Here is a 13,561-nt window from a genome sequence, read left to right as displayed (position 1 = left end):
AATCTCAAACCACTTCGTTGTTCTCGAATGCTCCGTGGCAATGCTTGTACTTCTTGCCGGAGCCGCAGGGGCAGGCCTCGTTGCGGCCGATGCGGCCCCAGGTCGTCGGGTTCTGCGGGTCGCGATTTTCCGGAGAGACGACGGTTTCGTTGATCATAGTGAGCGGCGCGAACTCGTCTTGGCCGGTGGTGGCGTCGATATGGCTCCCGTGCATCGCGGGGGGCTGCGGCTCGGCCGGCTGCTGCACCAGCTCGACGCGCGAAAGCTGCGCGGTGACGGCCTGGCGAAGATTGTTCAACAGGGCCTGGAACAGCTCGAAGGCTTCGGCCTTGTATTCCTGCAGCGGATCGCGCTGGGCGTAGCCGCGGAAGCCGATGACGGAGCGCAGGTGATCGAGGTTGACGATGTGCTCGCGCCAGAGATTGTCCAGTGTCTGCAGCACGATGGAGCGCTCGACATAGGTCATGATCTCGGGGCCGAAGCGCTCGGCCTTTTCAGTGGCAGCCTTTTCAGCGACTTCCGTCAGGCGGGCGCGAATGTCGTCCTCGGCAATGCCTTCTTCCTTGACCCAAGCGTCGATCGGCAGGTCCAGGTCGAAGAAGTTGGCGACGGCGGTCTTCAGGCCGTCTGCATCCCACTGTTCGGCATAGGCGCGCTCCGGAATATGCTTGGCGACCAGATCCTCGATGACGTCGTGACGCATGTCGCCGACGGTCTCCGTGAGATCGGTCGCATCCATCAGCTCGACGCGCTGCTCGAAGATGACCTTGCGCTGATCGTTCAGCACGTCGTCATACTTCAGAACGTTCTTGCGGATGTCGAAGTTACGGGCTTCGACCTTCTTCTGAGCGCGTTCCAGGGCCTTGTTGATCCAGGGATGGACGATGGCTTCGCCTTCCTTGAGACCGAGCTTCTGCAGCATGCCGTCCATGCGGTCGGAGCCGAAGATGCGCATCAGGTCGTCCTGGAGCGACAGGTAGAATTTCGAGCGGCCCGGGTCGCCCTGACGGCCGGAACGGCCGCGCAGCTGGTTGTCGATGCGGCGGCTTTCATGGCGTTCGCTGGCAATAACATAGAGACCGCCGGCGGCGATCGAGCGCTGCTTGAGTACCTGGATTTCCTCGGCAATCCTGGCGATCGCCGCGTCACGCTCGGGGCCGGGCTCCACGTCATGCAGGTCGCGCTCGACGCGCATTTCGAGGTTGCCGCCGAGCTGGATGTCGGTGCCGCGACCGGCCATGTTGGTGGCGATCGTCACGGCACCGGGAACGCCGGCCTGGGCGACGATATAGGCTTCCTGCTCATGGTAGCGGGCGTTCAGGACCTGGAAATTGTTGAAGCCCTGCTTGCGCATCAACTCAGCGAGAAGTTCCGACTTTTCGATCGAGGTGGTGCCGACGAGCACCGGCTGGTCGCGCTTATGCGCCTCCAGGATCTCGGCAATGATCGCCTTGAACTTCTCTTCATGCGTACGATAGACCTCGTCGTCCTCGTCGATACGCTGGATCGGCAGGTTGGTCGGCACTTCGACCACTTCGAGGCCGTAGATGTTGCCGAATTCTTCGGCTTCCGTCGAGGCCGTGCCGGTCATGCCGGCGAGCTTGCCGTACATGCGGAAATAGTTCTGGAAGGTGATCTGCGCCAGCGTCTGGTTTTCCGGCTGGATCTGAACCCGTTCCTTGGCTTCCAACGCCTGATGCTGGCCGTCCGAATAACGCCTGCCCGGCATCATGCGGCCGGTGAATTCGTCGATGATGACGACTTCGTCGTTGCGGACGATGTAGTCCTTGTCGCGCTGGAACAGCTTGTGGGCCTTGAGCGCGTTATTGATGTGGTGAACGATCGCGACGTTTTCGACGTCGTAGAGCGATTCACCCTTCAAGAGGCCGGCATCGCGCAGCATGGTTTCAAGCTTCTCGGTGCCGTCTTCGGAGAAGTTGGCCGAGCGCTGCTTTTCATCGATCTCGTAGTCGTCCTTCGTCAGGCCCGGAATGAAGGCGTCGATGGTGGTGTAGAGATCGGAGCGGTCGTCGAGCGGGCCGGAAATGATCAGCGGCGTGCGCGCTTCGTCGACCAGGATCGAGTCCACTTCGTCGACGATCGCGAAATTGTGACCACGCTGCACCATCTGGCCGCGATCATATTTCATGTTGTCGCGCAGATAGTCGAAGCCGAGTTCGTTGTTGGTGGCGTAGGTGACGTCGCAGGCATAGGCCTCACGGCGTTCGTCATCCGACAGGCCGTGGACGATGACGCCGGTGCGCATGCCGAGGAATTCGTAGAGGCGGCCCATGGTGGCGCTATCGCGCTGTGCCAGGTAGTCGTTGACGGTGACGACATGCACGCCCTTGCCGGCAAGGGCGTTCAGATAGACCGGCAGGGTTCCGACCAGGGTCTTGCCTTCGCCGGTCTTCATCTCGGCGATGGCGTTGGAATGCAGGATCATACCGCCGACGAGCTGTACGTCAAAAGGTCGCATGCCGAGGACACGCCGCGAGGCTTCGCGCGCCACGGCGAAGGCCGGAACGAGGAGATCGTCGAGCGTCTTGCCGTCGGCGAGCTGCTGGCGGAACTCGACCGTCTTGGCGGCCAAAGCTTCGTCGGACAAAGCGCGCATCTGCTCTTCGAGCGCGTTGATCGCAACGACATTCGGCTGGAACGACTTGACCCGGCGGTCGTTGGACGAGCCAAACAACTTGCGGGCAATTCCACCTAGGCTGACCATGTGACTGGTCCTTTCTGAGATTTCATCCTGTCGTTTTCTGCTTTATTCATCTCCGAAAAAATCGGGAGTACAGCACAAAACGCCCGGAAACTGTTCTGGACGCGAGGTTGCGTGACAGATAAGAGGGGGGTCGATTGATGTCAACGGGAATTGGCCGATACAGAAAGGCCACATTCTCCTGCTGAAGGCTTTTTTCCTGCCGGATTCACAGCTTCGAGCCGGTCGAGACCACCGAAAGGTTATTTTATGCTGAACTATAATAAACTTGCCGCGGTTGCTTTCGCAACATTCGTTACCTTGCATGCGCCGGCCTTTGCCGATGATGCGAAGGATCCGGTTGTCGCCAAGGTCGGCGATGTCGAAATCCATCAGTCCGAACTCAATCTTGCGATCGCCAACCTCGATCCGCAGCTCGGCCAGCTTCCGGACGACCAGAAGAAGGTTGCCGCGCTTTCGGCTTCGATCGACGTCAAGCTGCTCGCCAAGGACGCCGCCGCAGAAAAGCTCGACCAGACGCCGGACTTCCAGTCGCATATGGCCTATCTACGTGACCGCGAGCTGCACAATGCCTACTTCAAGGCTCATGTGGCCGACGCCATCACCGACGATGAAGTCAAGGCTCGCTACGACAAGGAAGTCGCCGCCCTGCCGAAGCAGGAAGAAGTTCATGCCCGCCACATCCTGGTGAAGACCGAGGACGAAGCCAAGGCGATCATCAAGGAACTCGACGCCGGCAAGGATTTCGCCACGCTCGCCAAGGAAAAGTCCACCGACCCGAACAAGGCCGATGGCGGTGATCTCGGCTATTTCGCCCATGGCCGCATGGTCAAGGAATTCGAAGACGCAGCCTTCGCGCTGCCGGTTGGCACCTACACCAAGACCCCGGTCAAGAGCGATTTCGGCTGGCACGTCATCAAGGTTGAAGACAAGCGCGTTGCTCCTCCTCCGCCGTTCGACCAGGTGAAGGATCAGGTTCGTCAGCTCGTCATGCGCGACAAGTATCTTGAGCTTCTGAACAAGGCCAAGCAGGAATCGAAGGTCGTCATCAGTGACCCGGCGCTCAGCAAGGCCTATGAAGACGCGCAGAAGCAGCAGGATGCAGCACCGGCGGACGACGCCATTGCGCCTGACGCCCAGCCGCAGCAGTAAGCAGTCGCAGTCACAACCATCTGGGCCCGGTTTTTCCGGGCCCTTCATTATCAGGTGGCCTCATGTCCGGTTCCGTCTCTCCGCTTGCTCCCAAATCCTTTACTGCCATGCCGGCTTTGCGCGGCGTGCGCATGATCACGGCGTCCGCCGGTATCAAGTACAAGAACCGGACCGATGTCCTGCTCATGGTGTTCGACAAGCCGGCCACGGTTGCCGGTGTCTTCACCCGCTCGAAGTGCCCGTCGGCTCCCGTCGATTTCTGTCGCTCGAACCTGGCCCATGGCATCGCCCGCGCCGTCGTCGTCAATTCTGGCAATGCCAATGCCTTTACCGGCCTCAAGGGTCGCCAGGCGACCGAGCTCACCGCCAAGTCGGCGGCTGCCGCCGTCGGCTGCGACGAGAACGAAGTTTACCTCGCCTCGACCGGCGTCATCGGCGAGCCGCTCGACGCGACCAAGTTTGCCGGCGTGCTCGACACCATGGCGAAGGACGCAACCGGCGACTTTTGGTTCGAAGCTGCCAAGGCGATCATGACCACGGATACCTATCCGAAGGTCGCGACCCGCAGCACCGAGATCGGCGGCGTCAAGGTCACCATCAACGGCATCGCCAAGGGCGCCGGCATGATCGCGCCCGACATGGCGACGATGCTGTCCTTCGTCGTCACCGACGCCGACATTTCCGCTTCCGCCCTGCAGGCTCTGCTCTCCGACGGCGTCGGCCCGAGCTTCAATTCGATGACCATCGACAGCGATACGTCGACCTCGGACACGCTGATGCTGTTTGCCACAGGCGCTGCCGCTGCCGACGGCCAGGCGCATATCGAGCGCGCCGACGATCCGAAGCTTGCCGGTTTCCGCGCGGCGCTGAACGAGCTCCTCAAGGACCTCGCCATCCAGGTCGTCCGCGACGGCGAGGGCGCCACCAAGATGTTGGAGATCACGGTCACCGGCGCCGAGAGTGATGCCAGCGCCAAGCGCATCGCGCTCTCGATCGCCAATTCGCCACTGGTCAAGACGGCCGCCGCCGGCGAGGACGCCAATTGGGGTCGTATCGTCATGGCTGTCGGCAAGGCCGGTGAAGTGGCTGACCGCGACAAGCTTGCCATCTGGTTCGGCGATGTCCGCGTTGCCGTCGACGGCGAGCGCGACGCCACCTATTCCGAGGAGGCCGCTTCCAACGTGATGAAGCGGCAGGATATTCCCGTGAAAGTCGACCTCGGGCTCGGCAATGGCCGTGCAACGGTCTGGACCTGCGACCTCACCAAGGAATATGTTGCCATCAATGGCGACTACCGGAGCTGATATTGAACTGATGCATGCGCTGTCCTCTATGAACAAACTGCCTTTGGTGCGCAGGCTCGAAGCCGTTGGTTTCCGGGCCTGGCCTGCCTCGTCCGTGCAGTATGACGGCAGCTGGCAGGTACGGCTGACGGCGGGTCATCCGTCGAAGCGGCTGAATTGCGTCGTGCCGCTCGATCCCTCCGACCATCGCGATCTGGAAATCCGGCTGACGAAGGCGCAGCGCAAGTTCGAAGCCTATGGTCGGCTGATGGTGGTGCGCGAAACGCCGCTGGCCTCGCCGATGCTGATCGAGCTGTTGCAGAGCAAGGGCTGGACGCGGTTCGAGGAGACCATCGTCATGATCGCCGATCTCGTCGATCTCGAGCTGCCGGACGCGCTTGACCATCTGCCGAGCCACGATGTCGGCCGCTATGTCGATGCCAGCCTTCTGGTCGATCGCGCCGATCCCGCGCTCAAGCCTGCCCTGGCGGAAGTGGTGAGCGGCATCAAGCCGCCCTCGGGTCTTTTCGTCATCGAGAATGACGATGCCGGTCCGGTGGCGACGACACTCTGCGTGCAGGACAATGATCTTGCCGGCATCATGTCGGTGTCTGTTTCGGCCGAGCATCGGCGCAAGGGATTGGGTGTCGAGATCCTGACATCGGCGCTGCGCTGGGCGCGCATGCGCAGCGCCCGGACGGCCTGGCTTCAGGTTGGCGCCACCAACGACCCGGCACTGGCGCTTTATGCTCGTTTCGGTTTCCGCGAGGCCTATCGTTATTGTTACTGGCGGTCCCCGGGGGAAGCATGAGCGAAGCCGGCCGGAAGATCATTCTCGTCACCGCCTGTGCGCTGATCGACACCGATGGCCGCATTCTTCTGGCACAACGGCCGGAAGGCAAATCGCTTGCCGGCCTCTGGGAGTTTCCCGGCGGCAAGGTCGAACCTGGCGAGACACCGGAGGAGACGCTGGTGCGCGAGCTTGAGGAAGAGCTCGGCATCCAGACGAAGATCGCTTGCCTCGCGCCGCTGACCTTTGCCAGCCACACCTACGAGACCTTCCATCTGTTGATGCCGCTTTACATTTGCCGGCGTTACGAGGGCATCCCGCACGGCCGCGAAGGCCAGGCGATCAAATGGGTGCGGCCGCAGGCCCTGCGCGACTACCCGATGCCGCCGGCCGACGAGCCGTTGATCCCGTTTCTGCAGGATCTGCTGTAGGTTCAGATTTCCTTGAAGCGGAAGTTCGACTTCGAGAGATGATCGAGACTGTTTGCTGCTCCATCTCTGCCAGACAGACGTGCATTTGAGCCTCCCTGGAGCAACTCCGTCAGCATTTCCGACTGTCTGATTGAATTCCGGTGGATGGCCTCCAGATGTTCGAGCATCACGCCAAAGGCAAAAATCACGGCACCGCAAAATGCGTATAATAGAGCCGCGACCAGCCCGGCGGCAAAGCCACCAATGCCTCCAATAGCAAGCATCCAGACGGCCATCACGATCGCAAGGGCTATAACGAGGCCGCCGACAACTTTAAATAGCCCCACCATATGTTAGCTCCGCTACAACTTATGATAACAATATTTGCGCTATACGTTGCATCATGGCGAGCAAAGATCAACATCAATTTATCGGTGTATTCTGATTTTATTTACTCTTATGCGTGTTGCCGCTGGGGAGAGTTGACGTTTGATGCTGCGCCGGCTCTCTTTTGGACCTGCCGCGCGCACCTTTAACGCGCCTCGCGATGACGCATGACAAGCATGGTTAACGAAAATTAGCCATTTAATATCAATCCTATAGCCCGAATCAGAGTTGTCTCGAAATTTTACGTCTCATTAATTCGCCTGTGGATATTAAGGGATCGTTTATGACCTTCTGGCATTCAATGATCGCGATCAAGCAGTTGTTGTTTGCGTTAAAGAAGGCTTGACATCATGGACGACGATTTCTGGAAAGCTGTTCAGGAAAAAGAGCAGTCTTATTCCACATCGCGTAGGACGGGCGCGTTGAATATCGCTTTGCTGTTTGGAACAGCGGCGGTCGCGCTGTCGCTTATCCTGACGCCAATGCTGTCCGACAAGTCCAAGTCCAACGTGCTTGCCAGCGCGCCCGACCTCGACACCATGACGACTGGCTCCATTCGGCAGACGGAAGACGGTAAGCATTATACCATCCGCCGCAGCGTGCTGCAGCAGGAGCCCGGTTCGGTCTGCATCGTCCAAGGCTATGGCGCCGATGGCGGCTGCTGACCACTATAGAGGTTTAAGCCTATCGGGTGCATGAACGCGCCGGATTCGCTCGTTTTCAAATGCTAGGAGCTTGAAACGTATGCGTTCCGTTCGGCGTTTTTTTAATGACAAGACCGGTGCTACGGTCATCGAATATGGCTTGATCGCCGCTCTTATGTCGGTGGCGATCATCAGCGGTTACGGCGCTTTCGCCGGCAGCCTGACAAACATATTCAACACCGTTTCCACCACGCTTAGCGGCCCGGCAACGCCGACGAACTGATGTCGCGTGTCCGGGCGGTCAGATCCAGCTCCGTCGATCCATCTATTGCTTGAGCTTATGCTCCTCGACCTTCAGGGCATCGGCGAGCCGCGCCTTGGCTGAGCCCGGCTGTAGCGGCTTCTGCTGGCTTTCATGTGGCGTCCAGCCGGATGCATAGATGATCGTGAAAGTCGCCCTTATTCTCCCATCGGGATCGGAATAGCGCTCGGCATAAAGCTCGGCCGCGCGCAGGAAGAAGGCGCGGCTCAGCGGCTTGCGGCTACGGTCGGCAAGCGGATTGGTCATGCCCATGGCGCGCAGGTCGCGCATCAGCGCAAAGAGATTGTCGTAGCGCACCGTGTAGTTCTCCGCATCGATCACCGGCAGGGTGAAGCCGGCGCGCTGCAGCAGGCCGCCGACATCGCGGACTTCCGCAAAGGGGATGACGCGGGGGCTAGCACCGCCGGTAAGCTCGATCTCGGTGGCAAGCAGCACGTCGCGCAGCTCCTGCAGTGTGCCCAGGCCGGGGATTGCGGCCAGGAACAGGCCATCAGCCTTCAGCGCGCGGCGCACCTGGATGAAGACGCCGGGCGTGTCGTTGGTGACGTGCAGGCTGAGCGGCGACAGCACGAGGTTAACGGATTCAGCCGCCAGCGGCAGTTCCTCCAGCGGCGCGTTGATCAGTTCCTCGCCGGGAGCGGCAAAGCCGGCCTCGCTCTCGATGCGCCTGATGTGGCCGATCTTGCCGGTTGCGAGCGCCTCACGCGCCGCAATGCCGGTCGCGCCATGCAGCTCGATCGCCTCATCGAAATGCCGCTCGATGACGGAGAGCCGTTCCGCCAATTCGCGGGCGGCGATCTCCAGCAGGAAGGCGGCTTTCGTGTCTCCCTGTTTCAGCGCCCGATGTCTGCGGGTGGCGAGCAGCGATTGGTCGAACACGATGTCCATGGCGGTTTCCTGCAATCTGATCTCATCGGCGCAGCCTTGCGGCCACGCATGTTTTCCCTTCGCAAAGCCCGTGGGAAAAAGCTAGTGTCAATCATATAGGCATTGTGGGGCGCATGGGCATCATCGGGGACGAAATCACGCTGTCGAGATTGCGGGCCGGCTTGGCAAAACCGTGGCTGGCGCTCGCCGATCTCGTCTATCCGCCCGCCTGTCCCGGCTGCGGCGCCTCGACGGGCGCGCATCGCAGCCTTTGCCCGACCTGCTGGTCGGGCGTCCGCTTCGTCGAGCGGCCCTATTGCGAAGTGTTGGGCAGCCCGTTTACCCACGATCTCGGTTCGGGGATCTTGAGCGCGGAAGCGATTGCCGATCCGCCCGTCTTCGACCGGCTGCGCTCGGCGGCTATTCACGATGGTGTGGTCCGCGATCTCGTGCTTAGCTTGAAATATCGCGACCGCACCGATCTGGCGCCGATGATGGCGGGCTGGATGCTGCGGGCCAGCGACGGCATGGTTGCCGCCTGCGATGCGATCATTCCGGTGCCGCTGCATCGGGCACGGCTTTTTTCTCGCAAATACAATCAGGCGGCGGAACTGGCACGGCATCTCGCCCGGCTCTCCGGCAAGCCGCTGCTGGCGGCGACATTGCTGCGCACCAAGCGAACGAGCCAACAGGTCGGTCTCGGCGCGAAGGCGCGGCAGGACAATGTGCGCGGCGCTTTCGCCATTCCCGAAGGCCGCGCCATCGATATTCTCGACCGTCGCGTCGTGCTGATCGACGACGTTTATACGACTGGCGCGACGGTGGCGGCTGCAACACGGGCGTTGAAAAAAGCCGGTGCCTCGGATGTGACGGTTTTGACCTTTGCAAGGGCTGTCGGCGAGCTTATATGACAGATAACCTGTAATTTTCCGGAGTGGGTCATGGCATCCGTTGTCATCTATACGCGCGAGTTCTGCGGCTATTGTGCCCGGGCAAAATCCCTGCTCGAAACCAAGGGCGTCGACTATGTCGAACATAACGCCACCTATTCGCCCGAGCTGCGCCAGGAGATGATCGAGAAGGCCAAGGGCCACTCGACTTTCCCGCAGATTTTCATCAATGGCGAGCATGTCGGCGGATGCGACGATATCCATGCGCTCGATCGGGCCGGCAAGCTCGACCCGTTGCTGGCCGCCTGAACCGGATTACACTCGGAGACAATGATGACCTTCAAAGCCGCCGCCATTCAGATGTGTTCCGGTGTCGATCCGGTGAAGAACGCCGCCGATATGGCGCGGCTGGTTCGCGAGGCAGCGGCCCAGGGCGCCGTCTATGTGCAGACGCCGGAAATGACCGGCGCCGTGCAGAAGGACCGGCCGGGTTTGCGCGCCGTGCTGCGCGACGAGGCCAATGACATCATCGTCAAGACGGCGTCGGACCTCGCCAAGGAACTCGGCATCCATGTGCATGTCGGCTCGACGGCGATCCCGCTTGATGATGGCAAGATCGCCAATCGCGGCTTCCTCTTCGGGCCGGACGGCAAGCTCATCAGCCGGTACGACAAGATCCACATGTTCGACGTCGATCTCGACAATGGCGAGAGCTGGCGCGAGAGCGCGGTCTATCGGCCCGGCTCGGAGGCGCGCATCGTGTCGCTGCCTTTCGCTGAGCTTGGGTTCTCTATCTGCTACGACGTGCGCTTTCCGCAGCTCTTCCGCGCCCAGGCCGTTGCCGGTGCCGAGGTGATGACGGTGCCGGCCGCCTTCACCCGGCAGACCGGTGAGGCGCATTGGGAGATTTTGCTCCGGGCGCGGGCCATCGAGAACGGCATGTTCATCATTGCCGCCGCCCAGGCAGGCGTTCACGAGGATGGCCGCGAGACCTTTGGTCATTCGATGATCATCGACCCATGGGGCAAGGTGCTGGCGTCGGCCGGCGGTACGGGCGAGGCGGTCCTCGTCGCCGACATCGATGTCGCGGCGGTCAAATCCGCCCATGACAAGATCCCCAATCTTAAGAATGCGCGTGAGTTCTCGCTGGAGAAGATCGCGACGCCGGCGGCTGGAGGCGTCGCTGCTTGATCCGTTATTCGCTCAGCTGTGATAAGGCCCATGAGTTCGAGGGCTGGTTTTCGGAAAGCGCCGATTTCGACCGGCAGGTCGCAAGCGGTTTCCTGACCTGCCCCGTCTGCAATTCGGGTGCGATCTCCAAACTCCTGATGGCGCCGTCGGTTTCCACCGCGCGCAAGAAGGATGAGTTGCAGACGCTTGCCATGGACGCTGCCCGCAAGGAGGCGATGATCAAGCTCAAGGAGGCGGTCGACAGCATCAAGGCAAACGCCGAGGATGTCGGCGCGAAGTTCCCGGAAGAGGCTCGCAAGATCCACTATGGCGAGGCAGACGCTCGCGGGATCATCGGCAAGGCGACGCCCGACGAGGCGCAAGCCCTGGTCGAGGAAGGCATCGAGATCGCGGCAATTCCGGTCTTGCCGGACGATATCAACTGATGCGAGGAGGCTTTCCTCAACCCCGCTTCGCCAGCAGCATGTAATTCACATCCATGTCCTTCGACAGGTTCCATCGGTCCTGCAGCGGCGAGTAGAAGACGCCGGTGCGGGCGATGATATCGAGGCCGTCGGCGGCGAGCGGCTTTTCGATCTCTTCGGGACGGACGAGCTTTTCATATTGATGCGTGCCGCGCGGCAGCCAGCGCAGGACGTTTTCGGCGGCGAAGATGGCGAGCGCCGCTGCCTTCATCGTGCGGTTGATGGTGGCGACGTACATCAGGCCGCCGGGGCGCACCATCCTGGCGCAGGTCGTGATGAAGAACTCGACGTCGGCGACATGCTCGACCACTTCCATGTTGAGTACGATATCGAAGGTCTCGCCGGCTTCGGCCAGTTGCTCGGCGGTCACGGCGCGATAGTCGACGGGAACGCCGGAGGCTTTCGCATGGGTCGAGGCGATGCCGATGTTCTTTTCTGAAGGATCGGCACCGACGACCGAGGCGCCCATGCGCGCCATCGGCTCCGACAGCAATCCGCCGCCGCAGCCGATATCGAGTACACGCAGGCCTTCCAGCGGCCGGGCGCTCTTCGGATCGCGGCCGAAATTCTCGCAGGCATGGTCGCGGATATAGGCAAGCCGCACCGGATTGAACTTGTGCAGCGGCTTGAACTTGCCGGTCGGGCTCCACCATTCCGCCGCCATGGCGGAAAAGCGATCCACTTCGCTCTGGTCGATCGTGCTTTTCGCCGCTTCGCTCATGGTTCCGCTCCTTGGTCTGGGTGGCACTTCGGTAGATGTGAAGTCGGACGATCGCAAGCCGATGTCAAGGGTCGGGCGACTTTGAGGTCGTCATGACGGATGGTCTTCTTGTCGCAACTTTCGTCAACACGGCAAATCGTCGGAAGGAGGGCGCGATCCTCGACAGGCTCTGGTCGAGGATCAAAGTGGAGTATTAAAGAAAACTATTACGCCGCGCCATGCTATTGCACCCGCCTGCCAAACTCGCTAAGAGACGCCCCCATTGAGATTAGGCTTTTCCGGCTCATGCAGCGGAAGGCTATTTAGCATGCCGGGCTCATCGCGTTTCGGCCGCCCGGCGCTGGTACTGGTAGAGGCACATGGCACGCATCGTGATGAAATTCGGCGGAACGTCCGTCGCGGATCTGGACCGTATCAAGAATGTCGCACGCCATGTGAAACGTGAAGTCGACGCGGGCCATGAGGTCGCGGTCGTCGTTTCCGCCATGTCCGGCAAGACCAACGAGCTGGTCGGCTGGGTGCAGAACATGCCGAAGGTCGCCGGCGCCAATCATTCCATCTATGACGCGCGCGAATATGACGCCATCGTCGCTTCCGGCGAGCAGGTGACCTCCGGGCTCCTGGCGATCGCGCTGCAGGCGATGGGCATCAATGCGCGCTCCTGGCAGGGCTGGCAGATCCCGATCCGGACCGACAACGCCCATGGCGCGGCGCGCATCCTCGAGATTGAAGGCACGGAAATCATCCGCCGCATGGGAGAAGGCCAGGTGGCTGTCGTCGCCGGCTTCCAGGGCCTTGGCCCGGACAATCGCCTCTCGACACTCGGTCGCGGCGGCTCGGATACTTCTGCCGTGGCGATCGCCGCCGCCGTCAAGGCCGATCGCTGCGATATCTATACCGATGTCGACGGCGTCTACACGACCGATCCGCGCATCGAGCCGAAGGCACGGCGTCTGAAGAAGATCGCCTTCGAAGAAATGCTCGAAATGGCCTCGCTCGGTGCCAAGGTGCTGCAGGTGCGCTCCGTCGAGCTGGCCATGGTTTTTAAGGTCCGCACCTTCGTGCGTTCCTCATTTGAAGATCCCGATGCACCGGGCATGGGCGATCTGTTGAACCCGCCCGGAACGCTGATTTGTGACGAGGAAGAAATCGTGGAACAGGAAGTAGTCACCGGCATTGCCTATGCCAAGGATGAAGCCCAGATCTCGCTGCGCCGTCTTGCCGACCGGCCGGGCGTCTCCGCCGCGATCTTCGGGCCTCTGGCCGAAAGCCATATCAACGTCGACATGATCGTCCAGAACATTTCCGAGGACGGTTCCAAGACCGACATGACCTTCACGGTTCCCTCGGGCGATGTCGAAAAGGCGCTGCGCGTTCTCGGCGAGAACAAGGACAAGATCGGCTACGACGTCGTCCAAAACGAATCAGGTCTGGTCAAGGTTTCCGTCATCGGCATCGGCATGCGCTCGCATGCTGGCGTTGCCGCGACCGCTTTCCAGGCACTTGCCGAAAAAGGCATCAACATCAAGGCTATTACGACGTCGGAAATCAAGATTTCGATCCTGATCGACGGTCCTTATGCGGAACTGGCAGTCAGGACTTTGCATTCCTGCTACGGTCTGGATAAGAGTTGATTCAGAACTGCTGACGACGGACCGTGACGGAGGTGAGTTTCGGCCGGCCCTGACATGGGCAAGACTGGCGGCAATATCTTGATT

15 protein-coding genes are annotated in these 13,561 nt (G+C 60.9%); 11 read left to right on the top strand and 4 right to left on the bottom strand.

Translation table 11 applies throughout. The features are described 5' to 3' along the window. Positions 1 to 4: 4 nt before the first annotated feature. Positions 5 to 2,725 (bottom strand): preprotein translocase subunit SecA, encoded by a 2,721-nt coding sequence (gene secA, locus EX00_RS29320; protein ID WP_047465842.1) that lies wholly within the window; start codon positions 2,723 to 2,725, stop codon positions 5 to 7. A 246-nt stretch (positions 2,726 to 2,971) separates the two neighbouring features. On the opposite strand from secA, the gene EX00_RS29315 reads away from it, so the two are divergent. The 4 genes from EX00_RS29315 to mutT all read left to right on the top strand — a co-directional run bounded on the left by EX00_RS29315 (position 2,972) and on the right by mutT (position 6,378). After that, entirely contained in the window at positions 2,972 to 3,874 is a 903-nt protein-coding gene (locus EX00_RS29315) for a peptidylprolyl isomerase (RefSeq protein ID WP_047465839.1), read from the top strand. 62 nt (positions 3,875 to 3,936) lie between these two features. Further along, positions 3,937 to 5,178, top strand: coding sequence for a bifunctional glutamate N-acetyltransferase/amino-acid acetyltransferase ArgJ (gene argJ, locus EX00_RS29310; protein ID WP_047465837.1), 1,242 nt, complete (start codon positions 3,937 to 3,939; stop codon positions 5,176 to 5,178). Further along, positions 5,159 to 5,968 (top strand): GNAT family N-acetyltransferase, encoded by an 810-nt coding sequence (locus EX00_RS29305; protein WP_047465835.1) that lies wholly within the window; start codon positions 5,159 to 5,161, stop codon positions 5,966 to 5,968. Before argJ ends, EX00_RS29305 begins: the two co-directional genes overlap by 20 nt. Beyond that, positions 5,965 to 6,378, top strand: coding sequence for an 8-oxo-dGTP diphosphatase MutT (gene mutT / locus EX00_RS29300; protein ID WP_047465833.1), 414 nt, complete (start codon positions 5,965 to 5,967; stop codon positions 6,376 to 6,378). The genes EX00_RS29305 and mutT overlap by 4 nt, the downstream gene beginning before the upstream one ends. A gap of 2 nt (positions 6,379 to 6,380) precedes the next feature. On the opposite strand, the gene EX00_RS29295 is transcribed toward mutT, so the two are convergent. Then, complete coding sequence (locus tag EX00_RS29295; protein WP_047465831.1) at positions 6,381 to 6,707, bottom strand: hypothetical protein; 327 nt, start codon at positions 6,705 to 6,707, stop codon at positions 6,381 to 6,383. 387 nt (positions 6,708 to 7,094) lie between these two features. On the opposite strand from EX00_RS29295, the gene EX00_RS29290 reads away from it, so the two are divergent. After that, positions 7,095 to 7,409, top strand: a complete 315-nt coding sequence (locus EX00_RS29290; RefSeq protein ID WP_047465829.1) for a hypothetical protein — start codon at positions 7,095 to 7,097, stop codon at positions 7,407 to 7,409. Between the two features lie 79 nt (positions 7,410 to 7,488). Continuing rightward, positions 7,489 to 7,671, top strand: a complete 183-nt coding sequence (locus tag EX00_RS29285; protein ID WP_047465828.1) for a Flp family type IVb pilin — start codon at positions 7,489 to 7,491, stop codon at positions 7,669 to 7,671. A gap of 42 nt (positions 7,672 to 7,713) precedes the next feature. On the opposite strand, the gene EX00_RS29280 is transcribed toward EX00_RS29285, so the two are convergent. Continuing rightward, the gene (locus tag EX00_RS29280) at positions 7,714 to 8,598 is read right to left on the bottom strand and encodes a class I SAM-dependent methyltransferase (protein ID WP_047465827.1); all 885 of its coding nucleotides are present in this window, start codon (positions 8,596 to 8,598) and stop codon (positions 7,714 to 7,716) included. Between the two features lie 113 nt (positions 8,599 to 8,711). On the opposite strand from EX00_RS29280, the gene EX00_RS29275 reads away from it, so the two are divergent. The 4 genes from EX00_RS29275 to EX00_RS29260 are packed head-to-tail and all read left to right on the top strand — an operon-like array spanning position 8,712 to position 11,083. Continuing rightward, a complete protein-coding gene (locus tag EX00_RS29275) occupies positions 8,712 to 9,488 on the top strand; it encodes a ComF family protein (RefSeq protein WP_047465825.1) in 777 nt (258 codons plus the stop codon). A 30-nt stretch (positions 9,489 to 9,518) separates the two neighbouring features. Beyond that, a complete protein-coding gene (gene grxC / locus EX00_RS29270; protein WP_047465823.1) occupies positions 9,519 to 9,776 on the top strand; it encodes a glutaredoxin 3 in 258 nt (85 codons plus the stop codon). A gap of 24 nt (positions 9,777 to 9,800) precedes the next feature. Next, positions 9,801 to 10,658: a carbon-nitrogen hydrolase family protein gene (locus tag EX00_RS29265; protein WP_047465820.1), complete on the top strand. Its 858-nt coding sequence runs from the start codon at positions 9,801 to 9,803 to the stop codon at positions 10,656 to 10,658. Further along, complete coding sequence (locus tag EX00_RS29260) at positions 10,655 to 11,083, top strand: DUF1178 family protein (protein ID WP_047465818.1); 429 nt, start codon at positions 10,655 to 10,657, stop codon at positions 11,081 to 11,083. The genes EX00_RS29265 and EX00_RS29260 overlap by 4 nt, the downstream gene beginning before the upstream one ends. Before the next feature lie 16 nt (positions 11,084 to 11,099). Here EX00_RS29260 and ubiG read toward each other — a convergent pair whose 3' ends face one another. Then, complete coding sequence (gene ubiG, locus EX00_RS29255) at positions 11,100 to 11,843, bottom strand: bifunctional 2-polyprenyl-6-hydroxyphenol methylase/3-demethylubiquinol 3-O-methyltransferase UbiG (RefSeq protein WP_047465815.1); 744 nt, start codon at positions 11,841 to 11,843, stop codon at positions 11,100 to 11,102. 359 nt (positions 11,844 to 12,202) lie between these two features. Here ubiG and EX00_RS29250 point away from each other — a divergent pair, with 359 nt between their 5' ends. Next, positions 12,203 to 13,477, top strand: a complete 1,275-nt coding sequence (locus tag EX00_RS29250) for an aspartate kinase (protein ID WP_047465813.1) — start codon at positions 12,203 to 12,205, stop codon at positions 13,475 to 13,477. Positions 13,478 to 13,561: the final 84 nt, after the last annotated feature.

Source organism: Martinezella rhizogenes (assembly GCF_000799715.1).
In the GTDB taxonomy this organism is placed as follows: Bacteria; Pseudomonadota; Alphaproteobacteria; order Rhizobiales; family Rhizobiaceae; genus Rhizobium; species Rhizobium rhizogenes_C.
This window is presented reverse-complemented; position numbering and strand designations above follow the sequence as displayed.

Excerpts from the sequence above, each read along its gene's own strand:
- argJ (WP_047465837.1), top strand. The coding sequence starts at position 3,937 with ATGTCCGGTTCCGTCTCTCCGCTTGCTCCCAAATCCTTTACTGCCATG.
- EX00_RS29265 (WP_047465820.1), top strand. The coding sequence starts at position 9,801 with ATGACCTTCAAAGCCGCCGCCATTCAGATGTGTTCCGGTGTCGATCCG.
- EX00_RS29290 (WP_047465829.1), top strand. The coding sequence starts at position 7,095 with ATGGACGACGATTTCTGGAAAGCTGTTCAGGAAAAAGAGCAGTCTTAT.
- grxC (WP_047465823.1), top strand. The coding sequence starts at position 9,519 with ATGGCATCCGTTGTCATCTATACGCGCGAGTTCTGCGGCTATTGTGCC.
- ubiG (WP_047465815.1), bottom strand. The coding sequence starts at position 11,843 with ATGAGCGAAGCGGCGAAAAGCACGATCGACCAGAGCGAAGTGGATCGC.
- EX00_RS29315 (WP_047465839.1), top strand. The coding sequence starts at position 2,972 with ATGCTGAACTATAATAAACTTGCCGCGGTTGCTTTCGCAACATTCGTT.
- EX00_RS29295 (WP_047465831.1), bottom strand. The coding sequence starts at position 6,707 with ATGGTGGGGCTATTTAAAGTTGTCGGCGGCCTCGTTATAGCCCTTGCG.
- secA (WP_047465842.1), bottom strand. The coding sequence starts at position 2,725 with ATGGTCAGCCTAGGTGGAATTGCCCGCAAGTTGTTTGGCTCGTCCAAC.
- EX00_RS29285 (WP_047465828.1), top strand. The coding sequence starts at position 7,489 with ATGCGTTCCGTTCGGCGTTTTTTTAATGACAAGACCGGTGCTACGGTC.
- EX00_RS29280 (WP_047465827.1), bottom strand. The coding sequence starts at position 8,598 with ATGGACATCGTGTTCGACCAATCGCTGCTCGCCACCCGCAGACATCGG.
- EX00_RS29250 (WP_047465813.1), top strand. The coding sequence starts at position 12,203 with ATGGCACGCATCGTGATGAAATTCGGCGGAACGTCCGTCGCGGATCTG.
- mutT (WP_047465833.1), top strand. The coding sequence starts at position 5,965 with ATGAGCGAAGCCGGCCGGAAGATCATTCTCGTCACCGCCTGTGCGCTG.
- EX00_RS29275 (WP_047465825.1), top strand. The coding sequence starts at position 8,712 with ATGGGCATCATCGGGGACGAAATCACGCTGTCGAGATTGCGGGCCGGC.
- EX00_RS29305 (WP_047465835.1), top strand. The coding sequence starts at position 5,159 with ATGGCGACTACCGGAGCTGATATTGAACTGATGCATGCGCTGTCCTCT.